Origin of the sequence: Ignisphaera sp. (assembly GCA_038831005.1) — an archaeon.
Classification (GTDB): domain Archaea; phylum Thermoproteota; class Thermoprotei_A; order Sulfolobales; family Ignisphaeraceae; genus Ignisphaera.
On record JAWBKZ010000001.1, the window covers coordinates 206,762 to 232,539 of the forward strand.

A 25,778-nucleotide genomic window follows, 5' to 3' on the forward strand; every position below is an offset into this window, starting at 1 on the left:
TGCATTTAACTACACTAACTCAAAGTATCTTTAACCTCTGCAGCATAAAGCTAGTGGATAGGTCGTTAAAATGAGTGAACAGTCACAAGTAGATCTTGTTGTAAAAGAATTCAAAGATATATTCAGATCTAAACATGAAGTTGTTGTTTCTGCACCTGGTAGATTAGATTTCCTCAATACTCATCAAGATTATAAAGGTTTACCCGTAGTTGCTGTTGGTATAGATCTTAGAACATATGTAGCAATTAGACGAAGTGGAGATAGACTTTTGATTGTAGGTTCTGGTAACATGCTTGACGAAGGCTCTAGATATCTGGATATCTTTCCAGTAGATGCTCCAAACCTTATTGATTCACCTAAATGGTTTGGAAATTATGTTCGTGCAGCAGTTTCAGTACTTAAAGAAGATGGATATAGTATAGATGGTGCAAGAATCTGGATACGTAGCTGGATACCAATGGGTTCTGGATTAGGCAGTAGTGGCACGTTATTAGTTTCTCTTATTGGTGCTTTCAACGAGTTATTCGGGTTTGGTCTAGATACTAAAGCTATAGCTGAATATGCCTATAGAGCTGAGCACGATATTATGGGGATACCTTGTGGAAGATTAGATCAGTATGCAGCAGCTTTTGGAAATATTGTATATATAGAGACTAGACCTCCCTACAATATAGATATACTAAATCTCTCTGGAGGATTTTTTGCTGTTATTGATACAGGTATTAGGCATAGTACAGCAGAAATTCATCCCAAGAGGCAGAAAGAGATTGAGGAAGGTCTATCTAAACTAGTGGATATAGTTTCTAGAGATTTAAAGGAGCTTCTTGGCCTAAGGTATTGGGAGCCTAGGTGGGAGTACCTAGATCTAACTACCTTAATACCATACATAAAACTTCTTGACGAAAAACCTAGAGATAGAATACTCTATACACTAAAGTCTCATAGATCTACTATTCTTGCTCTAAAGGCCATAAAGGGAAGAGCTATTGATGTTGAAGAGATTTCAGAAACACTTGAAGTGGAGATAAACAGAGCTAGAGAATTATTGAACAAAGGCGTTCTAGATGTTGTTGGTGAAGTTATGACATATCAGCATAAGCTCCTTAGCAAACTTTATGATGTGAGTCTACCTCAAATAGATTCTCTGGTTGAGAAACTAATAGAGTTTGGAGCCTTAGGGGCAAAACTTTCTGGAGCTGGTTTAGGAGGAGCTGTTATAGCTCTCTTTAGAGATAAAGAGACTGCTGAAAAAGCAGTTAAAAACATTATAGACTCTAGATATGGTGTACGTGGATGGATTGTTAAAATAGATAGAGGCCTTACTGTTCATGGCGATGATTATGAGGGATAGAGAGAAAGTGTTTATGGAGCTTCGCTGGGATCCTGTTCAAGGAGAATGGATAATGGTGTCAAATCTACGTGGTTATAGACCTTGGCAACCAGAAACCTACTGTCCTTTTTGTCCTGGAGCGCCAGAAACAGGATATGGGTGGAGAGCACTAATATTAGAGAATAGATTTCCTATGCTAATTCCAGAACCTCCAGAACCATCTAGACATAGTTTCTATGTAACAGCTAAATCAGTAGGCAGATGTTATGTTGTTGTAGAGTCACCTATTCATTCTCTTGATGATTTAAGTGATTTGCCACTAGATGATGTTATTTATATTCTAGATCTTGTTATAGAGAAACAGAAAGAGATTGAGAAAGAGAGTTACGCTACCTATTTCATATGGTTTAGAAACAAAGGAAAGGAGATAGGCGTCTCATTAACACATCCACATAGCCAGATATATGTAACACCATTTATTCCTTCTAAAATAGAGAGAGAGTTAAAGAATGCTGAAGAGTATTGGCGTAAAAATAATGAATGTCTTTTCTGTAGGATTCTAGAAGTTGAATCCTCTGATAAGATTAGAGTAGTATATAGTTCAGATTGCTGGATGGGTTTTATCCCATTTTATGCTCACTGGCCTTTCGAGGTACATATCTATCCTAAAAGACATGTTCAACTTATTACACAATTAACAAATAATGAGGTAAAGGATTTGGCCAAAGTTCTTAAAGTTGTTCTATGTGGACTCAAGATATTGTTTTCAAAACCATCACCATACATAATGGTATTACATCAAGCTCCTCTCAAAGGTAGCTATAGCTACTATCATCTTCATATAGAGATCTACGGTATGTTTAGAGATGAAAGCAAGATTAAGTATGCAGCAGGTATTGAAACTGGTGGAGGAAACTTTACATATGACTCTACTCCAGAAGATAATGCACTTAAACTTAAAGAGAAGATAGATAAATGTAGAGAAGAACTAATAAGTTAAAGTTCTTTTAAAAGCTCTCTAACAGTCCTTCTCACAGCTTCAGTAGAAGTCATAGATGGTGTCCAGCCCAATTCTCTTAACTTTGTTATATCTAGCAACATAAACTTTACATCGCCATACCATCCACGACCATCACAAGTAGAAGGTCTAAATATGTACTCAACATTATTCAGACCCATTTCATCTACAACTATATCTGCTATTTCTTTTACGGTAATCCAGTCATGATTTCCAACATTATACACATGGTAACCTTTATTTCGTGCACAAAGCTGGAGAAGTAGTAGTGATGCATTTACAGCATCTATTACATGTAAATAACTCTTTCTCTGTGTTCCATCACCTAGTATCTCAAGCTTCATGGGATCTCTTCTTAATTTGTTGATAAAGTCAACTATAACTCCATGTCTAGAACGTGAACCTATTATATTTGCGTATCTAGCTATAGCGATGCTGAAACCATATAGGCTGTGGTATGAATGGTAAAGAATTTCACATGCAGCTTTAGAAGCTCCATAAACAGATATAGGCGCATAGGGATGTGTTTCTGGTGTAGGTATGGTTCTAGCATCTCCATAGACTGTAGAGCTTGATGCAAAGAAATGTATATCTACATCGTTTATACGTGAAGCCTCTAGAACATTAAATGTTGCAACAATATTCTCATTGAAATGTATCTTAGGCTCTATAGATGATATCCTAACCTCAGGGTTGGCAGCTAGATGTATAATAGCATCAGCATCTCGAAACTTGTTGACCCATGAATTATCGAAATTCTTTAGATCTGCAACAACAAGTTCAACTTTTCCTGTATCTAGCTTATCCCTGATATTGTTTATAGATCCGCTACTCAAGTTATCTATCACGATAATATGATCTGCTATACCTTTCTCAATCAGCAAATCGATAAAGTGGCTACCTATGAAACCTGCTCCACCTGTGACAACAATATTGCTAAACATATTGTTCATATTGCTATACCGATTCTAAGCTCTATTGGTGCTAGATTTAATATCTGTTTTCTGTTTATTGTGTAATAAGTTGAACTAGTTGTTTGCTAAGTGGTATTGATGTAGAGGTAATGGACATAACTAAATTGATTGAGAACATCAGTACTTTATCGAAGTCAAAAGCTTTGATGAAGCCAATTCTTTTCAGAGTTTCTAGATAGAGAATAGTTACATCTACATTAATAATTCGTCATATAGTCTTCATGATGATCATTACTCAAAGATTCTTTATCATTCTCAAGATATGGACTGTGATCAGACAAATGCCTTATCATCATTTATTTAGATTATCAGCTCCAGGGGTATTCTTCATACAATCTAATGTCTATTCATCTTGATATTTAACTGCACCAATATATCTTTTACCTCTCATCTAATCTACACTTGTTAAAGAAGTAAATATAGCTTATAGTTATGTAGGATCTAGGTAACAGCTCTATTATTCTATATCGAAGTAATAGATGTGTAGTTCTAGAATTCTATCTATGCCTATTCCTCAGACAAAATCATTGCACACTAAGTTTACCTATTATTCAATATTCTATCGCTATACAAAATGATAAATATATCGAGAACTCTAGCAAGTATACTCTACATTATTTGAGCCTTGGTTATATCCATTAATGGGCTATATATCTACAACAAATGTTGCATACCACTTCTCTTTCTCTCTCCAGAGCCTCATCTCATTATATGTTATAGCTTTCACAACTGTTCTAGGTTCATGTTTATTATGCTGAAACTCTTCACCATAGATATATCCCTCGATACATATCTGCTTCTCTTCTCCATTAATCTCATACATTTTATTTACGATAAACTTGCTGAAGACCATGTTTTTACTATCATGATGATACAGCATTTCTTCAAGCCATCTATACAGAAGATTTTCTATATCAAATCCACAAATATTTATAGGTGTACCAACTTTTGGTTCAACTCTACTTGTATCAGTTATAATTTCAAAAACTGCTTCAGCAGCTTCTTCAAAAACTGCTTCAATACTTTCTCCCCAAACCTTTATAAGAACATCAGCTGTATGGTCCAAAAATTCAAATCCTCTATCCATAAGTTACACCAATGCTATACCTCATATACTAAAATCTTTTAAACTGATAAAATAATTCATTAGCTAACATCTATATCTAGATAGATCATAATCATTTTATTCAAGGTAGCAACAGAAATCAATGTTAGCTTGATCAGCTTTCTAGAGTAGTGTTTCTATTCAGAATTGCTATAATACCACTAAAGATGTTCAGTAATACGTTGCTTGTGTTTGTTTAAGTTATTGATGAATGTATCTAGTGTTAGAATATGTGTTGATTCAGCTTAAGAAATATATTCTTGCTAATTATGAGACTGCTATGGGCTCTACTTTGAGTATACAGGATATTGTTAATAAGGTTATAGAGTATCTGAAGTGGCATCCTAATGCAAAACCTTCTGAAATAGCTGAATACCTTGGTGTTAATCTAAGAACCGTTAGAACTATTTTAACTAAGCTGAGGGTTAGAGGAATTGTTGTTAGGACAGATAAAGGTTATACACTAAAGGCCAGTTTTTACACAGATTCTCGAAATATGCGAAGTAGTTCTGTAGAAGGATCTAGTAAACAAAGCTCTATTGATAGAGAGTTTATGGAACATGGATTAAATGTACCAGATATCGAGAATATTTTCGAGAAAATTAGAGAACTGGATAGCAAGATTAATAATATAGAGAACATTGTTAAAGAGCTTAAAAATACAGTACTAGAGATTGGTAACAAATCTATTAAAAGAAGTAATTGTGAAGCTCTCTATGAAGCTATAGAGCTTCTAAGAATGGGTCTAGAGGCTATAAGATTGGGAGATCAACGCTCATTAGATAATGTGCTTACAGAGTTAGAGAGTGTTGTAGAAGATTTGCGTAGATGTATATTGAGTTAATAATGTAGTGAATCATCTGTTGAATTAGATACAGATAACTAACTGTATCCATGTATGGAACTTGAGGTAATGTTTATAAGCTTCTAAATTTATGCATATATGTGCATAAAAAATTCAGCTAGAGTGAAGCAAGGATGCAGCAGGTACGTGAAGAAAATATGAAAAAAGCGGCTGTTTGGGAAGAAGCATTACTTCAAGAGTTCATATACGCTATAGGTCATATAAATCATGTAGAACAACACTTGATAGAAATCGATTCATCTACAGGTTTACCTATCTTTGGAGATATTATAGACATGTTTAGAGAGCAGAGAAAACTTGTTGGTCAGATAATGTTTCTTATAGAAAGGATTGAGGCAACTAAAAGTGATTCTGATATAAGATCCTCGTGGGAAAACATATGGTGTGCACTAAAACATGCTACTTCAGCTCTTATCCATATAGATGAATGTATAGAAAAATTGTTGAAAAAAGCTAGAGAAAGCGGTAATACTGTAATGCTGGAATGTGTTAAAACTCTTTTAAACATCAGGAGCAATATATTGAGGAACATAATTAACGTTATTAGGAGAGGGAAAGAAGCTTCATCAGCACTAGCTGAAGCAAGTGTTAGATGTAGAGAAGATTTGTGTATTGAAGAGGTTGAAAAGAGATGAAGTCTTCAGGATACGTATTGCTTAAAGTTGTTGAAGATACACCTAAAAATATTAAGACAAGGATATACAAGGTTATGAATGGAACAACAATTTCTATAAATAATAAGAGATATAGATCTAAAGGACTCATAAAGGACATTGATGGAGTAGCTCTATCAGGATCTCTCTACTTAATACCGGTAAACAGTATTGCAACAGTAATTGATATACTTTCTCGAAAGGGTTTAGCAGATTTTATCCAGATAATCAATCTATGTAAATGCTTATGTGAATAACAAGATCCTCTAGTTTGAATAGTTAAATTTTAGTAAGAATTATATGTTCAGAGCTTGAGATAAATCTTCTATTATATCATCAACATCTTCTAGCCCTACAGAAAGTCTGACAAGATTCTCAGTAATCCCGAGCTTAACTTTGTGTTCTGGCTCTATAAACATAGCCCCGGCTTTAACAGGTAGAACAGCCATACTCTCTGTTCCTCCCAAACTTGGACATCTCTTAACCAGCTTCAGCCTCTTTAAGAAGTTCACGACATCTTGATAACCACCCTTTATCTTGAAACTAACTACACCTCCAAATAGAGGTTTCTCAAACAGTTTCTTAGCAATTCCATGGTATGGATCTTTCTGTAGACCTGGATACATAACTTCCTCGATTCTACTATGCTCAGCTAGGTATTCAGCAACAGCTTTAGCATTACTGCTGTGTTTCTCAAATCTTATCTCTAGCGTCTTGATTCCTCTTAAAATCATGTACGCTTCAAATGGCTGTAGAATTCCTCCAAACATTCTTCTCCATTCCCAGAGAACCTTTGTATCTGTTAATAATCCTGCAACAACTCCTCCTACAGCATCGTTGTGTCCCCCAAAGTACTTAGTCATACTATGTATCACAAGTTTAGCGCCATACCTAACTGGCTTAAGTAGTATAGGTGTTGTAAACGTGTTATCAACTATAAGTACAGTCTTCTCAATATCTATGCTCTTGTAGATATAGTCGATATCTATAACCTTGTTCGTAGGATTGGTCATAACCTCTAAGAATATTATAGAAGTATCTCTATCTACTGCTTCAATAATCGATTCTGCTGAAGGCCATACCTTAGATAACTTTATATTGAGTTTAGGAGCAATATTATTGAGTAGTGCAAGAGTTGAGCTATAGAGCTCCATAGGGACAATAACTCTATCTCCAGGTTTTAGTCTCCATATGAATGTTGTAGATATTGCAGCCATACCGCTATTGAATGCAAGTGCGTCTTCAGTATTCTCTAGCTTGGCAACTATTCTCTCTAATGCTCTTGTTGTTGGGTTTTCTTCTCTTCCATACCTAAGGTAGTTACCTCTATCAGTAAATACAGCCTCCTTCAACTCATAATCTATGTATTCATATACTACACCAAGATATATAGGCGGTACATGTGATCCATAGTTATCTTTATGTTCATGTCCATGAATAGCAGTTGTAGAGGGTTTGGCCAAAGCCTAGTTCACCAGTTTAAGCTAAATCATTGAAAAGCTTTTAAACTTTGTTAAAGAGAACAGTAATACAGTTAATATGTTAATATATATATCAGAATAGAGGTTTGATAGAAACTTATCATCTACTTAATGAATCTATATATTATTTAATGAATGATTAAACTCCTATATTATTTCTTTACCATCATCTAAGATTAAATCCTTACGTAGGTGTTTTCCTCAAATAATTTAAAATATGATATCTATTATCGAGATGCGTTAAAGTCAAGAAACATGTAACGCTATCTAGAAGCGTGACATAAACAACTAATTCTACCACATTTAAAAATTAATTATAAGTATTGAATGCTTTAATAATGATAGAGCTTCAGTTTTAAACAACCACATATTGATTATCGGCATCTACATACACTACACTATTTTACCAGACACATAATCCCAAGATGTTTTCTTAAGCGGTAGACCTCTTATTGATAATGTTTTAGTATTTATAGCTATGCCTATTACATATGGTTTAAATCCTATGCTCCTCATAAGCTCTAAGACTTCATCCATATACATTCTGTTAACCACTAAAATAGGTGTATATTCTTCGTTAGATCCCATAATGATATCTATCTTTTCTAGGTTCTCACTATATGCATAATTTAAGGCTATTGGATGTAGAAGTTCATGGGGATCAAAATCTATGTAGATACCTACGTTATTTAGTTTGGATAGAATCTCTATAGTTTCATAGAGAGTATCGCTTATATCTATTGATCCTGTTAAGCCTATTCTCGCTCTCTCTATACAGTCAACTATTTTTGGATCTATGGAAGGTCTACAAGAAAACTTCCTAACGTCCTCATCTATGGGTACCCTATTCCTTGTATACTCTATGTAGGCTATATATGATAATCCTATGGGTCTAGGGATAATAAGCATATCTCCAGATCTAGTTCTTCTCTGCAAAGGAAGATATCTACATGTAGCTAAAATGAATACATCTATCCATATGTCGTTGCCTACATTAGTATCTACATTCTCTATGAAACCACCATAGACATTAACAGCATCATTAACCCCCTTAACCATCTCCTCGACAACATCAACATTATCCGATCTGACACCTATAGAAACAGCATACACATAAGGTCTACAACCTTTAGAAAAAACATCACTTACAGCTGCAGTAACGGCTTTAAATCCAAGATCGCGATAACTACACCAAGGATATCTAGCTCTTGATTCAGCAAAACCATCAACCTTTAAAACAAAATATTCATCATTAATCTTAAAACCACCAGCATCATCTAACCACATCAATAACGAAGCTGGATGCCTCCTTATCTCTCTAGCCAACCTCATAACATATTCGTTTAAATTAGTCATATATTTTTAAACCTCTAGGTATTGAGTTACTGGATAAATATTAAATGATTTACTTGTTTTAGATCCTAGATAGAATAATACTGTCAGTAAGGAACTCTCTACACACTCTTTGAATCTCCTGAAGTATGTTTCACATATTTAGTAATAGAATATTGGAATAATATTTGGAAATTTATGTTAATGTAGATAATTCATATGGAGAATAAAACTCGAGTCTTATTTAGTAACAATTGTTGAGTTCATTGATCATGAATCATGCAAAACTATTGTACTAGAGAGTTTCTATATACCTCTTTAAGCTATTTGGTTTTGAATTAGTTTCTATAATTGGATAGAATGGTGTATAAACATGAGAGAACTATAAATGATTCTACCATAGTTATATATGTCATGTAATTGAATGAGAAAATAAGTTTATTACATAATCTATTGTTTATAATATCTTCATTCTTCCTCGAATCTCATCAGTTCATCATTTGGTTTATCTCATACCCATATCTTGATTTCTATGTCTAACAGCTATATGGCTTATGACTGTTGTTGTAACTAGCACTACTACTATATGAATTCTATATAGAATGCTATTATTAAGAAACACCTACTTGTTATCAGATGTCACGAATTCTTCATGATCTACAACATAGATGTATATAATCAAATATCAAGAGACTTATTAGAAGTAGGGTAAGAGCCTGAAGTATTTGTTGAATTATGTAGATCTATCGACATTATATTTAGGTCATCTATTACATATAGCTACCTAGCGTTTAGTGTTGTTTGATCTATATCCACTTAAGTTTGGTTGCTAGTTTAGACTTCTTCACATTATCAGTATAATCTTCATCTACATGAGCTTCGTATTCATTTAGTCTACTGTCTATCTATTACTAGAACATATGCTTCATGTCCAATCCCTAATAATCTATTGATCTACTATCTAAACATATTTTGCATTCTTATGTCGTTATATGTATTACCATAGTGTTTGATCTATTTCTGGAAACTTTAACGAGAATCTTACTAATATCAAATTGATGTAAGTTATCGTCTAGAAATATTTAAAGCAGAAGGAAATACAAAATAGAGATGGATTCTATTACTAATCATATATAGATTGTAAGTATTGATAGAGGATCATATGAGAAATGCTTATGTATAGTATGTTGATTCCAGATAAAAGATCTTAGCCTAATTAAGCAAATTGATAGAAGAACCTCATGGTCAAATACTAATAGTTTGTTTCGATAAACAGTGTTATACATATGTTGGAGAAACTATGTTATTGTGAAGATAAGTAAAGATGATAATGTCATAAAATGGCGATATAGAGATACATTAATACATCTTTTGTAAAACTTGTGTATAGGGGGGTATTATCTTTATGATCGATAATGTTCTGGTTGTAGGAATAAACCAAAGAAAATAGCGGTAAAAACATTAGATAAATGAGAGCTATAGATGGTAGTTTAAACAAATAAAATAGACTTTATTCACCTATTAGACACATAAAGATAGTGTATAAGATAATAACTAATACATGTAGTGTAGATCGATACAGAAGGTATGTAACTACTCTATTAATAGCTAGTGAATGATTATTTTCGTCGAAGAGATAAAACTAGAATTGTTATAAATACTATCAATGGAATGATCAAGGGCTCAGGTATTGGTACTGGAAGCATTTTGTCAAACGGATAAAAATCAATATTGTTGTTATCCAATATTTTGCAGAGACCATCATCATCACCTTTGGCTCTACAATCATCAGGATTGCTTAGTGATTGCCAGAAGTTTCCTACATTTCGATCTCCTATTTGACAACTCCAGGTAGCCACAATATAATCGAAACTAATGGATACATCATTTAAGTTGTTGAAGAAATTGTTTAAGCATAGTGTGACACTACTATGGTTTATTTTAATACCGATTCTGTTGTTATTAATATTGTTATTAAATATTCGCACATTCCCAATACCTGGACCGATAGATATACCAACATCATTATTCTCTAGAGAACAATATCTAATATCAATATTACTTGCTTGATCTATGTATATACCAGTATTGAAATTTTTTACAGTAATATTCCCAATAACAATGTTACTTGCAGACTTAATACTTATACTATGATTTCTATAGTTATTTCCATTAATTACATGGTTCTGTCCATCGAATATGATACCACTACCTGTTATCGATATTGCTATATTATCTAGGTTTTTAAGGAGTTTATATATCGAATAGTTTTGTCCACCAATATTTATGCAACTACAGCTGATGTACTCTCCATTAACTGGTTCTGAAGGACACCAAACCCATCCATATTCTTTTTCACCTTCATAGAAGTGACAATTACCACTTCCACCATCTATCCGTATAGAGATTAGCTGATTTTGAGTGTGTATAGGTATTGCTATAATTGTTACCATGAATAATAGCATTAGTGTAACTGTGTAGCCTATTACTGTTTTTCTTAAAATCATTATCCCACTTCATACACAATGATTTTGTGGATAGCTTGTCGAATATTGTACAACTATAATAAATTCTGTGGAAATATATTTATTTGTTCGTCTTCTATTTCTATTACTCTAGCCTGGTAATTTTGGAGTATTGTTGTTAATTGTTGCTAGATTTCTACTGTATTTCTTCTGTGTATTAGTCTTTGTATGTCTTAACTATATTGGTGAAGAGATTTAGAGTTACACTCTAGACCATAGAGCTATATAGTACATTTAATATAGATGTAGATTATTCGTTTTTACTGATTTAAGACTTTGTAAGAAGAAGCTTTACCACTCTCCATTATTTGAGTAACTAAATTATGGCATAAAGTTGTTTACTGTTTGTAGTGATTTTTGATACATTATTGAGGCTTGGTAATTGATTAATGTAGATTCAATTAAACTATATAGTGTAATTCTTTCTGATGATGATTTTGGGAGTCTTCCTTATACTATACTGTATTATGATATAGTCTAGAAGCAGAGGCATCTCTAGTATTAAAGCTTCGATAACTCTATCAATACCTTCTACAACAGCTATTGATGAATATTGATATGTCTTAATATTATTAACCTTCAGCAAGATCTATCTCTATGAAGAGTACAATAATTCATGAGATATATTCTTCATACTATAGACCTATTGATACATAACTTCCACATCTATGTTTTACAATCATCAGACTACGAATATATTCAGAACAATTATTCCCACACTATATGTTGGCTATGCGTAGAGACTTGATATATTTAACAACATTCCTACATATATTAATATTATCTCTACACACAACCTCGAATACTATAAAACCATTGTATCTTGTTCTCATTATCCATGTCTCGATCTTATTCCAATCAACTGTACCAGTAGTAGGTGGTTTATGTTGATCTCTATAACCATCATTATCATGGATATGCATTACCTTAATATATCTTCCAGCAGTGTTCAGAAATTCATCAATATTCTTGTTAATGTTTGCGTGACCAATGTCTAGACATATACCAACATCTCCATCAAGTACTGAGATAAGTTGTATAAGTTCCTTTGGTCTAGATCCAAACAAGTGCTTCTCTATTATGTTCTCTATAGCTATGGCTATACCTCTATCTCTAGCTTCTCTAACTATATATCTGAAGAACTCTAGATTAAGCTCTAATGCTCGATTTACAGCATAGAGAGGATGAATAACAGCTATTTTTCCATTGATTTTGTTGATAAAATCTATCCATTTAATAAATCTAGCTAAACCATTGGGCGAAAGAGCTACCTCAGGCTCCATCTCGTCATAAGGTATATGGACAACATCAACACTATTAGATATAGTTGAAACATTATCTAGAATTTCATGTATATATCTATCTTCAATAGCTTTACCACCAAAAGCAACAAAGTTGTTGTATGAAACTTCTACACGAAGACCATCACTTACCAAAGCTTCTATAGCTCTCTTAGGAGTTAATGAAACATATAGCATTGTTGAATATGTATAGTAGACCATGATCTACTACCCATATATCTCTTAACCAACTATACTAGAAATTAAAAGGTGTAGAGAAATATGGAACTAGAGATACAGATATCGATATACACAACAAGTATACCTAAATAATTAATTCCAGATATGTTCAAATGAAACCAGATGCGATATTTCCAGATCGAGAGTAGAGGTCTAGAGTCTAATTTATGGCCATGGTTTACTGCTTTTATTTCTAATTATTTTTAAGAAGATTCTCCCAGAATTCAGCTTCCTGTACTTCTCCTATTACAACAGCCTTCACTTTGCTATTTACTACAATAACAGTCTGTGGTACAGCCATAGCGTAGTGCTGAGGTACACCGTTTTTTGTCTCGATATCAACTAGCATCATGAAGAGTTCTGCTGCAGTTCTATCAGTATCTATCCAGAAAGCTCTATAGTTATCTGGATAGTGTTTTTGGAAAAACTCATACATATTGTGGCAATGTGGACATGTAGTTAATCCAAACATCAATATACATGGATTAGGTAGAGCTGTATCCTGGAACTGAGATAGAGAGACTTCTAGCTCATCAACAACGATCTTTCCAAAAATTCTTGAACCTAGATATAGTGGAACACCTTCGCCATTTCTTGGAGTTTTGTTAAATGATATAGAGATGATCACTACTGAAATACTTACCAAAATTATCAATACTATTACTACAACATACAGTAGAGAGAGCTTTGGCTTCTCTTTCTTTTTGATCAATATAGCACCCAACTTATGTCTATAACTCAACTACTTAAAATCTTTAATTAAGATCTAGACAGACTACGATGATGTAGAATGATTGAATCTGTTATTGTGTTCTACATACGGAACACATTAGCTATAAATTCTCGTAGCTGTTCTGTATCTTTGATATATGTTTATAACAATCTGTAAAGCTTATAGAATTCAGAGAAATGTGTATGGTGTTATCGATGTATGTAGGGTATCCATCGAGATTTGAGGCATATGGTGCTGTCAAGATCTATGAGCTTAGCAAGGTTCAGGTTCTTCTTGGTGTAGGCGGTAGCTCTAAACCTGGTTTATACGGTATAGCTAATTTCGATGAATTTATTAGGACTGCTGAATCTACTGCTATAGTTGTTCCAACAAGAGATGAGGATCCTATGGTTCTTGAGGGTGTCTTAAGAGCTGTGCCTATATATTCGCCGTTAATAGTTGTTTCTGCTTCTACTCAAAAGCCTCTAAATGTTTATGGTATGGAGATGGATATAGCTAAGACTCTCTATAGAGTTACAGGAAGACCCACAATAGTTATTCATCAAAGGGATCCCGTCTTAGCTGATATACTTAAAGACAGTATACCAAATATTATCGATGAAGATGGACTTATTCATTATGGTAAAGGTGAAGCACTATTAATAGCAACTCTAGTTGCAGATGGTATAGGTGTAGAGAATATTGGTTTTATTGATGCTGATAACTATATACCTGGAGCTGTAACAGAATACACATTAATATACTATACCGTTCTCAGGATGGCTGAGTCTGATTACAAAATGGTTAGAGTTTCGTGGGGATATAAGGCATATGGATCTGTGGAATTCTACCTCAGGAAAACTGGTAAAGCTTCTCAAATAGTTAATAGTGTCTTGAACAAGGTGCTGTCTTTTAGACGTAGAATAGAGACAGAGATAATCAAGACGAGCAATAGCGGTGAACATGCTATGAGTATGAAGCTAGCTAAAGAACTTACATATGCAGGTGGATATGCTGTAGAGACGCAAGAGCTTGTAAGTATTCTGGAGATGTGCTATATAGATGTAGATACTGGTCGCTGTCCTTCTCTACCACACAGCATTGAAATCTATCAAGTAGAGTCTAGAAATCCCCATATTCATTCAGAAAAAGGTGAAACACATGTAGTTGAAATGATAATAGATAGTCTATCGACGATATATCACTCGAAACTGGGTAGTGATAGTAAAAGTAGAAGCCATATGATCAGTATATTGAGGGAATTAGCATACGAATCAGAACCACCTCTACCGCAAGTATACAGATACCCAGATATAAATGCTAGAGCTTTTATGGATAGACTTCTTTCTGAAAGCAGATTATGTGTAGCATATGGATTATGAGGTGTCAAGTTCTTCTAGATCAGAGACACTTAACAGAATAATTATTGCTGCCCTAAGTAATGATGTTATATGTAGGGAGAGGTTTTGGATAAGTGTAGCAACATGAGGGTACCTGGGGTATATACACTACTCATTAATGTTTCTATAGATTTCTGCACTACTGTTGGTTCTCTTGGATATATATGTATTGATAGCGGTATGTATAGCTATATAGGTTCTGCTAGAGGTTTTGGAGGTATTGAGGCTAGAGTTAAACACCATATAGATAGAGTTAAGAAGAGACTGTGGTGGCATATAGACTACATAACTAGCTTAAAGGCGGTAGAAATTGTAAGTATTGTATATGCAGAAACTGTAAGAGATCTAGAGTATATGCTTGCCAACTTTCTAGAGAGATCTAGTTGCTGGTCTATAGCTGTACCTAGATTCGGTTCAACAGATAAGAGAAGCTCTACACATCTGTTTAGGTGTTTATGTAGCTTTAGTAAATGTCTAGATGAACTCACGGAGATGTATATATCAATAGGTCTAAGACCATGTGTATTACAGTTCAATAATCATAGTCCTAGACTAGAGAGGTAGAGGATGATTCTGAGCCTTAGGCTGTAGGGAAATGCTGTAGTCTCTAGAGATCTAGATTAGGTTAGAGCTTCTGGTATCGTGGTTCCATAGACATGGTAGAAGATATGAGTGGAGAAAGTACAGAGATTGGTATAGAGTTCTTGTAGCTAAATACATGCTGATTAGAACAAGATCAGAAGCTGTTGAAAAGGTGTATAGAGAATTTATTGAGAGTTTTCCTATACCAGAAGCCTTATGTAAAAGCCGATGTACTGATGTCTAGATGTTCTTCAAAAAGCTTGGTCTTCTCCATGGAGCTAGAAGGATTAGGGATTCTGTATATATTGTTATCGAGAGGTATGGTGGGAGAGCTCCAGGTAGATTTAGAGAACTAGTAAAGATTCATGGTATAAGTAGGTATATAGCTAATGTTCTACTAATTAAGGTATGTAGAGTACCGACACTATTTGTAGACATAAATGTTGCTAGATCCGTCAAGAGATTTCTAGAATAAATAGAACAATGTATTTAAACAAAGAATAATAGCTATGTATCACAAAACTTTATAAAACATGGTTTGCCTAAAGTAGTGATAGGCAAAAGGTACTAGTTTATGAGTAACAGTTATGTTTTTGGTGTTAAAGAGCTTGACGATGTTCTAGCTGATACGCCTTACCCTGGCTCTATGGTTGTTGTTGCTGGTCATCCTGGTTCAGGTAAAACAACACTTGCATCAACAATATGCTACGCCAACACGTTAAAAGGTCATAAATGTCTCTACATTTCTTTCCAAGAACCTAGAGAAAAACTCTATAGAACTATGAAGAAACTAGGTATAGATCTAGAAGAGCAAGAGAAACAAAACATGTTGAAGTATCTCTGGTTTCCTGTAGTTAAAGGGATTGAGGAGATCGTTGAGGTCATAGATAGATCTATACATGATCTTAAACCTTCGGTAATAGTTGTAGACTCTGTTAATGTATTGTTCACATACGTTTCTGATCCAGATAGACGTGCATGGCTACAGAATTACTTCTACCAGTTACCAAGATTTATTGAGTGTCTATCTATTCTTGTTGCAGAACTTCCTTTTGGTGAAGAAAAACTCTCTCTAGGGGGTATAGAGTTTGTAGCTGATATTATCCTTATACTTAAACATAGAATATCTGTTGATAGACTTGTTAGATATATGGAGATTAGAAAGGCTAGAGGTGCACCTATAAGGATGGCGCTATTTCCTTTTCAAATAGTTGAAGGTAGAGGGCTTCGGATATTTGTTCCACCTGTTCTGAAGGAGATAACAGTACCTAAGAAGTGTTATCATTTCTTGAGTCCTGTGTTAACGAATGTATTTGAAGAAGTATGTTCAGGAGAGGTGATACTCACTATAATGTCTCCCTATATTGATACTCTATATCCTTTGATACTTGTATTTGATATAGCTATAGCGAACAACCTTAAGCTTCTCTTCATGAGCTATAAGTATAGTGTTGATGAGCTACAGAACGCTATCTTGAAAAACATGACTAGATTTGGATTATCCTCTAACGTTATTGAAGAATTCTGTAGAAAGCGTATAGTTTTTGATGCTGTGAATCCATATACGTTCTCGTTAGAAGAACTGCTTATGGGTAAGCTCGATCTTGTGGATAGCTATAAACCAGATATACTCACTATCCATGGTCTAGAGATGCTTAAACCAATTATAGACGAGAATCCCTATAGATTCTTCAGCCTTTTGGCGAATCTAATTCTCTATTTAAAGAAGATGGGTGTAGTAACGTTCTTAATGTTATCTGATTTATCTAAAGAAACAACAAGAATGTTTGCAAAACTTTCCGACACAATTATACGCTTACTCTATATTAAAAAATCCGATGTTATTGTTCCCTACATTTACCTGTTTAAGAGAGGGTTAGATCCAAAGATCTACAGAGTTGATGTGGAGAACTATCTTAAGGAATTCTCTAAATCAATATCTTGTAACTCTAAATAATAGAGAGTGAATGTAGAGATGTTTTGAAAATCATCGATATGTTGTAATCTATGGATAGATGTAACGGCTGTAATGGTGTGTACCATCTCTATACATAGATTCTGAAATTTCTAGAACTTTGGAAACTGGTTAATAGGAAACATAACTATATTGCAAAGGTCCGTTATTATCGATATGGAATCATTAACACGTTTGCGTACTTCAATACAGAACACACCAGCTCTATAGTTTTGAAACTTCTTCACCAGGTTTAAGTACTCTATATGCATTAATGCGTGTACCTGCACCTATTACTGCTCCGATTTTAACATATTCTCTTCCTCTTCTAGTGATCTTGAAGCTTCTCGCTATTTTTACTTCTTCTGGAACTATGTTTAACGTTATTACTCCAGGCTCTATAACACTATTGAATCCTATAACTGAGAAACCTATGTATGATCTACTCCCTATAGTTGTGTTTTTCTGTATAGAGCTCCACACAATCTCTGTATAGGAGCCTATAGTTGTGTCTCCCTCTATTGAGACATAGCTTCTCACAAGGCTATGGCTACCCACATATGTTTTTCTACCTATATATACAGGTCCCTTAATGATAGCGTAATGATCTATCTCGACATCATCTTCAATGATTACGGGACCTTCAATAACTGCATTAGGTGATATCTTAGCGTTACTACTTATGGATGATCTATCTATCTGCTGAAGTATGTATAGAGAAGCTCTCAGTAGATCCCATGGATACTCTACATCTATCCACCATCCACTCCATATACATGGTTTTAGCCTATATCTATTGTTTATAGTGTTTAGAGCTTCTGTAACATTTCCATAACTCTCTACATATTCTATGAACTCTTTCGGCAGTATATATGCACCACCAACAACATAGAGACTCTGGTATCCATGTATAGGTTTCTCTATAAATCTCTCTATAGATCCTGATTCGTCTAGAACTGCTGTACCATAGCTCTCTACATCTTCTTCGGGTATGAGAACAACGCTATAGCGGTTTTCGATATATGTGGAGAAGAGTTCTTGATACATATCTCTTGGCGCTATTATATCGCCGTAGAGGAGAACAAAGTCTCTATGAATAGAATCTTTTGCAGAAATTATTGCTCCCTCTATGTCAGGCTTCTTTTGCTGAATAAGCTCTATCTCTAGATATCTACCATATTTGACAGCTATATCCTCAAAATCCTTTGGGTTGTTTATAACCATATATACATGTCTAATACCAATACCAACTAAGTTGTTGAGAACATATTCAACAATATGTTTACCAACAAGACTAAGGAGTGTCTTAGGTTTACCGCTAGTCAAGATCTTTATTCTTTCCCCAATACCACCAGCAAGAATTACAACAGGTATGTCTATAGCCATAGACACACCGTTTTATTCGACTGTGACAGTTTTTGCGAGATTCCTAGGTTTATCTGGGTTAAGACCTTTTCCAATAGCTGTATAGTAGGCTATAAGCTGATACGGAATAGTATATACTATTGATGCTGTATAAATTGATAACCTGGGTAGCTCGAAAACGATATCAAGTCTCTTTTTAGCTTCTTCATATCCTTTTGGTACCAAGCCTATAGTCAATGCTTTTCTTGCCTTCATCTCTTCTATATTTCCTAGAATAAGTTCTCTATATTCATCATTAAGTACTGTAAAGAAAACAGGAAATCCTTCTTCAATAAGAGCTATGGGTCCGTGTTTGCTTTCTCCAGCAGGATATGCTTCTGCATGTATGTAGGCTATTTCTTTAAGCTTGAGTGCACCCTCCATAGATATGGGTACACCTATACCTCTACCAAGATAAAAAGCATTTCCATGCTCTTTCAATTTCTCGCTAAACTTCTTTATTCGTGGTTCATAGATATTTATAATGTTTCTCGATATCGATGGTAATTCAGAAAGTTCTCTCTCGATACTCTCTATTGTTGACATTATTTCAGATCCCAAAAGCTTAGCCAACTTAACAGCTATAGTTATGAATACTAGAAGCTGGGATGTAAATGTTTTTGTTGCTGCAACACCTATTTCTGGACCAGCTCTAGTGTATATAGCGATATCAGATTCTCTAGGTATAGCACTATCAATAACATTGGATATAGCTATAACTCTAGCTCCTCTCTTCTTTGCCTCTCTTATAGCCATTAACGTATCTATTGTTTCACCAGATTGACTAACAGCTACAAGTATATCTCCTTCCCTAAAGATCTTCTTAAACCTAATGTATTCAGAAGATATAAAGGTAGTTGTGTTAATTCCGCAAAGAATATTCAACATATATTCTCCTGCTAAAGCAGCATGAAAAGATGTTCCACACCCAGTTAAAAATACTCTATCTGCATTAATCAATAGTCTAGAAACTTCCTCAACTTCATCAACAATACTAAAGAGAGTGTTCTTAAGAGCTATGGGTTGCTCATGAATTTCTTTAAGCATGAAATGAGGGTACCCTTCCTTCATAGCCATATCTGGAGTCCAATCTATTACTCTCACTCTATTTCTCCAATCTATAGCACCTCTATCAATATTCTCTATATATATATTTGTAGGCGATATATAGCCGAAATCTCCATCATTTAGCACGATAATCCTATTCGTATACCTTAGAAAAGCAGGTATATCACTCGCAATAAAGATAGCTCTATCTCCTACACCTATAACAAGTGGAGATACATTCTTGATGAAGTATATTTTGTGAGGATCAATAGAGGTGATAACCAGTAGTGCGTATGTCCCTTTGAGAATCTTTACCAATTGCTTAACAGCTTCAAGAACTGTAAAACCATTTCTAACGAATTCTTCAACTAGATGGGGAACGACTTCACTATCTGTCTCACTAATAAATATGTGTCCCTTCTCAAGCAGCTTCTTTTTTAGTTCACTATAGTTGCTTATGATTCCGTTATGGACTACAGCTATAGTATTGCTACAGTCTGTATGAGGATGAGCATTAAAATCACTAGGCTCTCCATGTGTAGCCCATCGAGTATGCCCTATAGCTGTAGAACCATCATAATCTATGAAACCCAGCTTCGCCTCAACATCTAGAATCTTTCCTTTACTCTTTCTAACAATAATCCTCCCATTATCAACTACTATGGCAAATCCAACTGAATCATAACCTCTATACTCTAGACTGAGAAGAGAATCCCTTATAACTAAACCAAGCTGTTTACCGAAAACTTCAGTGCCTCGAGAGCCACAAACTATACCGATAATACCGCACAAGCTCTTCACCAATGCATTACAACACATTAGCTATACCATAGTTAAGAATACACACAATAATATACTTACATTAACCATAGCTTAACCTATCTTAATCTACACGATATTGCTACATAAAGTTTTATACCCCTCTAGTGCACCTTTCATATGTATCTGGTGCATATTAATGAAGCTCGATAAACACAATAATTTGATTAAACTCACAGTTATAGTGCTACTTATAGCAATATCACTATTGACAGTAGTGTTTATAGCTAGATATTTTGCTGTAGGTACAGCTAAAGAGAGGCTTGAAGAAAACTATATATCTATTGTAGATTTTGTTGGAAGAAACGTTACCATTAAAACAGGTATCAGTAGGATTGTAGCCATAGGCCCTGGAGTACTTAGACTTGTGGCTTATCTAGATGCTGTAGATCTTGTCGTAGGTGTTGAAGAAGCAGAGCATCAGTGGAGTAGGATTGGAAGAGATTATGCTATGGCTTATGGAGATATATTTGTTAATCTATCTGTAGTAGGTCCAGGAGGTCCTCGGAATCCCCCAGACCCAGAGAAAATAAGAGCTGTTAAACCCGACTTGGTTCTCATGTCTAGAGCATATGTGGAGCTATATAATCCTGATAGACTTGCTGAAGAAGTTGGTGCACCAGTTGTTGTGATAGATTATGGTGAAGCAGGTTACCTAGATATAGATGCCTTCAAATCTACCTTAAGGTTTTTGGGTAAAATACTCAATAGAGAGGATAGAGCTAAAGAGTTGTGTAGCTATATAGATCAAATAGTTATCGACTTAAGGAACAGAGTTATCGGTATAATGCCTAAACCAACTGTTTATGTAGGTGCAGTATCCTATAAAGGTAGACAGCCATTTACATCATCCCAAATAGCATTCCCACCTCTAACACTCATAGATACACCATCTATAGTTGATTCCCTGGACAATAGACGTGGCTTTATATCTCTAGACTTTGAGTATATACTGCAGAAGCAACCCGATGTAGTATTCATAGATCTGAATAATCTCGATGTTGTGTTAAACGATTTCAATAAAGATCGCCAGAAGTTCTGTAGCTTGAATGCATTTAAGAATGGAAGGGTGTACTCTATACTTCCATACAATTATTACCACACTAATGTAGCTACAGCATTAGCTGATGCGTACTACATTGGTAAGACTCTGTATCCCGAGAGATTTAGTGATATAGATCCTGAGCAAAAAGCTGATGAAATCTACAAAACTTTTCTAGGCAAAGAGATTTACAGAATGTTTTTAGAAGGTTTTGGGAGAGGCTTTAGCAATCTTAGTGATCTGTTTGAATGTAGTTAAAGGTGTGGATATGGCTCTAGAAATAAGTACAAAACTTTTTTCGTATAGATCTTTGATTATTTTAGTGCTTTTCATACTTCTACTCATACTCATACCCATAGCTTCTTCGATAGGTCTATATCGTGTAACCTTTCTAGATGTTGTGAGAGTTTCTTTAGGTCATAAGCTACCAGAAGATGAATATATAGCTCTTTGGCTACGTATGCGTAGAACTTTTGTAGGTATTATCGTAGGTGCTCTTTTAGCTGGTGGAGGTGTAGTTTCGCAAGCGGTTTTCAAAAATCCTCTAGCTTCGCCATTCACATTAGGGATTTCTCATGCAGCTGCTCTAGGTGTAGCAGTATCTCTTACGATAGGTTATGGAGGCAGATTCTATACATGGTTTACCGCTATATCGAATCCCTATATACTTCCATTTTCAGCCTTTATATTTGCTTCAATACAGAGTATCTTAGTGCTCTTTCTAGCCTATAGAGCTGGTCTATCACCTTACGCTTTAGTTCTATCGTCTATAGCCATGTCATTTATATATCAATCTATCTTAGCCATTCTACAGTACCTAGTTCTAAATGAGCTTCAGATAGCCACAATAGTTTTCTGGATGTTTGGTGATCTAAGTAGAGTAGGAAACTTAGAGCTACTAATATTAGCTGTAGGCTTTATACCCATAACTTTATTATACATGTTTATGCATCTAGATCTAGACCTGATCTCTCTCAGTGATGAAGTTGCATATGCTTCAGGCACTAACCCTAAGAGACTAAGATTCATTGCTATGTTTATAGCTGCACTAGGTACAGCTTTCGCTATATCTTTTGTAGGCATACTAGCCTTTTTATGTCTAGTTGCTCCACATATAGCTAGATCTATTATAGGTAATTCGCATAAATACCTCATACCATCTTCAATGCTTATAGGTTCTATACTTGCTGTAGGAGCTGATATAGTTTCTAGAGTTATTCTCTTTCCACGAACTCTCCCTATAGGTATTGTGCTTTCATTCATAGGAACACCTCTATTGATATTCTTACTGTTTAGAGGTGGTGGATATAGCTATCATAAAGGTTATTGATGTATGCGTAAACTATGGCTCTCATAGAGCTTTAAACAATATATCGCTAGAGGTTATGCCTAGAGAGGTAGTGACTGTTGTAGGTCCTAATGGTAGTGGTAAAACAACTCTATTGAAAACAATAGATAGAATACTTAAGCCAATCAGAGGATCTATATATATAGATGGTAGAAATACCGAGAGCTATGTTCAGCGTGAATTAGCTAAAGTTGTGGCATACGTTCCTCAGAAAATAGACTTAGGAACATATATGACTGTGATTGATTTTGTTTTAACAGGTAGAAGACCTTATGCAGAATTCAGCTACAGCAAGATGGATGTAGATAGAGCTGTAAACGCTTTAAGAGCTGTAAATGCTGAACACCTAATGCTAAGGAAACTTAATCAACTTAGTGGAGGTGAGCTACAGAGGGTGGTTATAGCTAGAGCACTTGCATCAGAACCCAAGATACTTCTACTAGATGAACCAACAGCTAATCTAGATCCAAGATACCAGCTAGAGGTACTGAGTCTCATCAAGAAGCTCTCGCTTGAGAATGGTATCGCTGTTATTATGGCTATACATGATCTTAGCCATGCCTATAGATTTTCAGATAAAGTTATCATGATTAAAAATAGCGAGATAGTTGCTATAGGTCATCCAGAGGAGATACTCACGGAAGAAAATATAGAAAAGGTTTTTGAAGTTAGGGCCAAGGTCTTTAGAGATATCAAGGCTATAGTGATTGGCTAAACATTATTTACTGTGTGTATGTATCAACAATAATTCTGTATGGTACTTTCTCTATCTTCATTATACCCCTACCGATAACAGCGTTAATGGCTTCACCAGCACATACTAGACATAGAACTTTATCACCTATTCTAATACTTCTTGGTTCAGCAACAAGTTCACCGCATTTCGAGCATCTCAAACTTCTGAATATAGGTGCTCTCTCTACTTCTTCAACTATCTCTACAGTTTGTACGAGAAATTCTTCTTCTGGTAGATCAGCCATTCTATAGCCTATCTCTTCCCATATCCTCCTCAACTCTTCTGTTTCTTCAGATGTAGCTTTTCTCTCAACAACAACTTTCTCAAACAGCTTTACTGCTTTCTCGGAAAAGTATTTAGCTCTAAGTTTTTCAGAATCTATATATACTCTAACACCTCTCCTGTTTCCCCTCTTGAATAGAGTTAATGCATTCTTGCCCAAGTCGAGGTATATCAAGGAATTGTTCCCAAAACTACATCCCGTAGCCACTTGTACACCATCAACAAGACAGTTATTTACTTCAACAATAGCTACAACTTTTTCTTCAACTGTATCAATAGCACTAGCCTTACTAATACCAAGTTTACTCATAGCTATTTCAGACATCCTGAGTCCCAGAATCAGGAAAGGACATATATGTCCATGTAGTTCTCTAGCCTTCTCTATAAGCTCTTTAGATACCATGATGAGCACCAGATAACTAGATAAAGTGCACCAGTATATAAACTCTTTCTAACGTTATTCAGTACAAAATGCTCCTCTATATGAACTCAATATCTATATAATCATATTTATATACAACATAACTTCATTGTTATATCAAGTATAGTCAATAACTAAACACTAACACATCTATTCAATATAATACTATTTAATACGATACGATGCCCATTCTATGGAGCACGAATAATACTGTAGGTCTTCCCAACCATACATTATAGAGGAACACGGATTAAGATGCAGATGTAAGTACATAGAAAGAGGTAGAGGCTCAATATATACTCTATTATAGTGGACTATTCGTGTGATCGATATTATGTAGCATCCTTTATACCTATCTTCTATAGATACTTCCTGCTCTTATCTCGATTTCAAGACTTCTAGCCAATTCTATAGCTCTTTCGGTTACAGAGGCACCTACAACCAACTTCTTCGGCTTTATTCCAACAACTTCTTCGTAGAGTTTAGCTACTCGCTCAAATTCGCTAATATCACCTCTATCTACATGAGCTTTATATTCAACTAATACATGTTCCTTATCTCTAATTAGAACATCCACTTCTATAAGTGATGAAACCCCATAAACAATACCCCTATTATCATAGTAAACCCATCTCTCAACACGATACCCTTTGAGAAGATCTCCAACCAGATAACTTATAGCAGACCTAAACGCTTCCTCAGTTACAACACCATATCTATTGCCAATTGCATATACTGATGCTCTGAGTCTTATCATCTCCTCTTGTAGTTCTTTTATTGCTTCGCCTTGTCTAGCTATTGCTTCTTGTAGTTCTCTTATTGCTTTGCCGTGTTCTGCTACTGTTTTTTGTAGTTCTTTTATTGCTTCGCCTTGTCTAGCTATTGCTTCTTGTAGTTCTCTTATTGCTTTGCCGTGTTCTGCTACTGTTTTTTGTAGTTCTCTAATAGCTTTAATGTGCTCAATAATGATCTCTTTTAGGCTTTTCAACTCATCTATAACTGTACTTAAACCAATCAATCCTGCTATAGCATATCTAAATTCCTCATCCTCTTTGAGGAGTCTTAATACTTCATGCTTTAGTTCACTCAATCTTATATCGCTAGCCACTTACTTTCGCCTATACCAATAATACGTAAGATACTTTATAAAGTGTGTAGATCTCTCTATCCAATTTTGTTGATAATTGCATTATAACCTGGTAACTAGACTCTATCAGATTCCATATCG

General features: G+C 34.9%; 24 protein-coding genes. 12 read left to right on the top strand and 12 right to left on the bottom strand.

What is annotated here, in order from left to right; translation table 11 throughout:
- The first annotated feature begins 70 nt into the window (after positions 1 to 70).
- Entirely contained in the window at positions 71 to 1,351 is a 1,281-nt protein-coding gene (locus QXK50_01020; GenBank protein MEM2007744.1) for a galactokinase family protein, read from the top strand.
- Complete coding sequence (gene galT, locus QXK50_01025) at positions 1,341 to 2,330, top strand: galactose-1-phosphate uridylyltransferase (protein MEM2007745.1); 990 nt, start codon at positions 1,341 to 1,343, stop codon at positions 2,328 to 2,330. Before QXK50_01020 ends, galT begins: the two co-directional genes overlap by 11 nt.
- On the opposite strand, the gene QXK50_01030 is transcribed toward galT, so the two are convergent.
- Both QXK50_01030 and QXK50_01035 read right to left on the bottom strand, forming a co-directional pair.
- Positions 2,327 to 3,301, bottom strand: coding sequence for a GDP-mannose 4,6-dehydratase (locus tag QXK50_01030; protein MEM2007746.1), 975 nt, complete (start codon positions 3,299 to 3,301; stop codon positions 2,327 to 2,329). The two genes, galT and QXK50_01030, sit on opposite strands and share 4 nt — an antisense overlap.
- 667 nt (positions 3,302 to 3,968) lie before the next feature.
- Positions 3,969 to 4,409, bottom strand: coding sequence for an archease (locus QXK50_01035; protein MEM2007747.1), 441 nt, complete (start codon positions 4,407 to 4,409; stop codon positions 3,969 to 3,971).
- Positions 4,410 to 4,638: 229 nt separating this feature from the next.
- On the opposite strand from QXK50_01035, the gene QXK50_01040 reads away from it, so the two are divergent.
- The 3 genes from QXK50_01040 (at position 4,639) to QXK50_01050 (ending at position 6,202) form a co-directional block, all read left to right on the top strand.
- Positions 4,639 to 5,271 carry a hypothetical protein gene (locus QXK50_01040; protein MEM2007748.1) on the top strand — a complete coding sequence of 211 codons (633 nt, stop codon included), beginning with the start codon at positions 4,639 to 4,641 and terminating at the stop codon, positions 5,269 to 5,271.
- A gap of 134 nt (positions 5,272 to 5,405) precedes the next feature.
- The gene (locus QXK50_01045) at positions 5,406 to 5,927 is read left to right on the top strand and encodes a hypothetical protein (protein ID MEM2007749.1); all 522 of its coding nucleotides are present in this window, start codon (positions 5,406 to 5,408) and stop codon (positions 5,925 to 5,927) included.
- Positions 5,924 to 6,202: a hypothetical protein gene (locus QXK50_01050; protein ID MEM2007750.1), complete on the top strand. Its 279-nt coding sequence runs from the start codon at positions 5,924 to 5,926 to the stop codon at positions 6,200 to 6,202. Before QXK50_01045 ends, QXK50_01050 begins: the two co-directional genes overlap by 4 nt.
- A 39-nt stretch (positions 6,203 to 6,241) precedes the next feature.
- Here QXK50_01050 and QXK50_01055 read toward each other — a convergent pair whose 3' ends face one another.
- The 6 genes from QXK50_01055 to QXK50_01080 all read right to left on the bottom strand — a co-directional run bounded on the left by QXK50_01055 (position 6,242) and on the right by QXK50_01080 (position 13,515).
- The gene (locus QXK50_01055) at positions 6,242 to 7,408 is read right to left on the bottom strand and encodes a cystathionine gamma-synthase family protein (GenBank protein ID MEM2007751.1); all 1,167 of its coding nucleotides are present in this window, start codon (positions 7,406 to 7,408) and stop codon (positions 6,242 to 6,244) included.
- A gap of 411 nt (positions 7,409 to 7,819) precedes the next feature.
- On the bottom strand, positions 7,820 to 8,782 hold the full coding sequence (locus tag QXK50_01060; protein ID MEM2007752.1) for an AIR synthase related protein: 963 nt from the start codon (positions 8,780 to 8,782) through the stop codon (positions 7,820 to 7,822).
- Between the two features lie 1,595 nt (positions 8,783 to 10,377).
- The gene (locus QXK50_01065; protein ID MEM2007753.1) at positions 10,378 to 11,265 is read right to left on the bottom strand and encodes a NosD domain-containing protein; all 888 of its coding nucleotides are present in this window, start codon (positions 11,263 to 11,265) and stop codon (positions 10,378 to 10,380) included.
- A gap of 424 nt (positions 11,266 to 11,689) precedes the next feature.
- The gene (locus QXK50_01070) at positions 11,690 to 11,869 is read right to left on the bottom strand and encodes a hypothetical protein (protein ID MEM2007754.1); all 180 of its coding nucleotides are present in this window, start codon (positions 11,867 to 11,869) and stop codon (positions 11,690 to 11,692) included.
- A 133-nt stretch (positions 11,870 to 12,002) separates the two neighbouring features.
- The gene (locus tag QXK50_01075) at positions 12,003 to 12,785 is read right to left on the bottom strand and encodes a TIM barrel protein (protein MEM2007755.1); all 783 of its coding nucleotides are present in this window, start codon (positions 12,783 to 12,785) and stop codon (positions 12,003 to 12,005) included.
- 211 nt (positions 12,786 to 12,996) lie between these two features.
- Positions 12,997 to 13,515 (bottom strand): hypothetical protein, encoded by a 519-nt coding sequence (locus QXK50_01080; protein ID MEM2007756.1) that lies wholly within the window; start codon positions 13,513 to 13,515, stop codon positions 12,997 to 12,999.
- 215 nt (positions 13,516 to 13,730) lie between these two features.
- On the opposite strand from QXK50_01080, the gene mpgS reads away from it, so the two are divergent.
- From mpgS to QXK50_01100, 4 genes are all read left to right on the top strand, one after another.
- The gene (mpgS, locus tag QXK50_01085) at positions 13,731 to 14,897 is read left to right on the top strand and encodes a mannosyl-3-phosphoglycerate synthase (GenBank protein ID MEM2007757.1); all 1,167 of its coding nucleotides are present in this window, start codon (positions 13,731 to 13,733) and stop codon (positions 14,895 to 14,897) included.
- An 84-nt stretch (positions 14,898 to 14,981) separates the two neighbouring features.
- Positions 14,982 to 15,479: a DUF123 domain-containing protein gene (locus QXK50_01090; GenBank protein ID MEM2007758.1), complete on the top strand. Its 498-nt coding sequence runs from the start codon at positions 14,982 to 14,984 to the stop codon at positions 15,477 to 15,479.
- A gap of 262 nt (positions 15,480 to 15,741) precedes the next feature.
- Positions 15,742 to 15,972 (top strand): hypothetical protein, encoded by a 231-nt coding sequence (locus QXK50_01095; protein ID MEM2007759.1) that lies wholly within the window; start codon positions 15,742 to 15,744, stop codon positions 15,970 to 15,972.
- Between the two features lie 99 nt (positions 15,973 to 16,071).
- Complete coding sequence (locus QXK50_01100; protein MEM2007760.1) at positions 16,072 to 17,454, top strand: ATPase domain-containing protein; 1,383 nt, start codon at positions 16,072 to 16,074, stop codon at positions 17,452 to 17,454.
- 222 nt (positions 17,455 to 17,676) lie between these two features.
- Here QXK50_01100 and QXK50_01105 read toward each other — a convergent pair whose 3' ends face one another.
- Together QXK50_01105 and glmS are read right to left on the bottom strand one after the other, a co-directional pair.
- Positions 17,677 to 18,837 (bottom strand): sugar phosphate nucleotidyltransferase, encoded by a 1,161-nt coding sequence (locus tag QXK50_01105; protein ID MEM2007761.1) that lies wholly within the window; start codon positions 18,835 to 18,837, stop codon positions 17,677 to 17,679.
- A gap of 12 nt (positions 18,838 to 18,849) precedes the next feature.
- Positions 18,850 to 20,694 carry a glutamine--fructose-6-phosphate transaminase (isomerizing) gene (gene glmS / locus QXK50_01110; protein MEM2007762.1) on the bottom strand — a complete coding sequence of 615 codons (1,845 nt, stop codon included), beginning with the start codon at positions 20,692 to 20,694 and terminating at the stop codon, positions 18,850 to 18,852.
- A 166-nt stretch (positions 20,695 to 20,860) separates the two neighbouring features.
- Here glmS and QXK50_01115 point away from each other — a divergent pair, with 166 nt between their 5' ends.
- Genes QXK50_01115 through QXK50_01125 form a run of 3 tightly spaced genes read left to right on the top strand, consistent with a single transcriptional unit; the run spans position 20,861 to position 23,826 of the window.
- A complete protein-coding gene (locus tag QXK50_01115) occupies positions 20,861 to 22,021 on the top strand; it encodes an ABC transporter substrate-binding protein (GenBank protein ID MEM2007763.1) in 1,161 nt (386 codons plus the stop codon).
- Entirely contained in the window at positions 22,008 to 23,093 is a 1,086-nt protein-coding gene (locus tag QXK50_01120) for an iron ABC transporter permease (GenBank protein MEM2007764.1), read from the top strand. Before QXK50_01115 ends, QXK50_01120 begins: the two co-directional genes overlap by 14 nt.
- Positions 23,065 to 23,826, top strand: coding sequence for an ABC transporter ATP-binding protein (locus tag QXK50_01125; protein MEM2007765.1), 762 nt, complete (start codon positions 23,065 to 23,067; stop codon positions 23,824 to 23,826). The genes QXK50_01120 and QXK50_01125 overlap by 29 nt, the downstream gene beginning before the upstream one ends.
- A gap of 7 nt (positions 23,827 to 23,833) precedes the next feature.
- Here the strand turns inward: QXK50_01125 and QXK50_01130 are convergent, their stop codons facing one another.
- Together QXK50_01130 and QXK50_01135 are read right to left on the bottom strand one after the other, a co-directional pair.
- Positions 23,834 to 24,532, bottom strand: a complete 699-nt coding sequence (locus QXK50_01130; protein ID MEM2007766.1) for an FmdE family protein — start codon at positions 24,530 to 24,532, stop codon at positions 23,834 to 23,836.
- A 370-nt stretch (positions 24,533 to 24,902) separates the two neighbouring features.
- Positions 24,903 to 25,658 (bottom strand): DUF3782 domain-containing protein, encoded by a 756-nt coding sequence (locus QXK50_01135; GenBank protein MEM2007767.1) that lies wholly within the window; start codon positions 25,656 to 25,658, stop codon positions 24,903 to 24,905.
- Between the last annotated feature and the right edge of the window lie 120 nt (positions 25,659 to 25,778).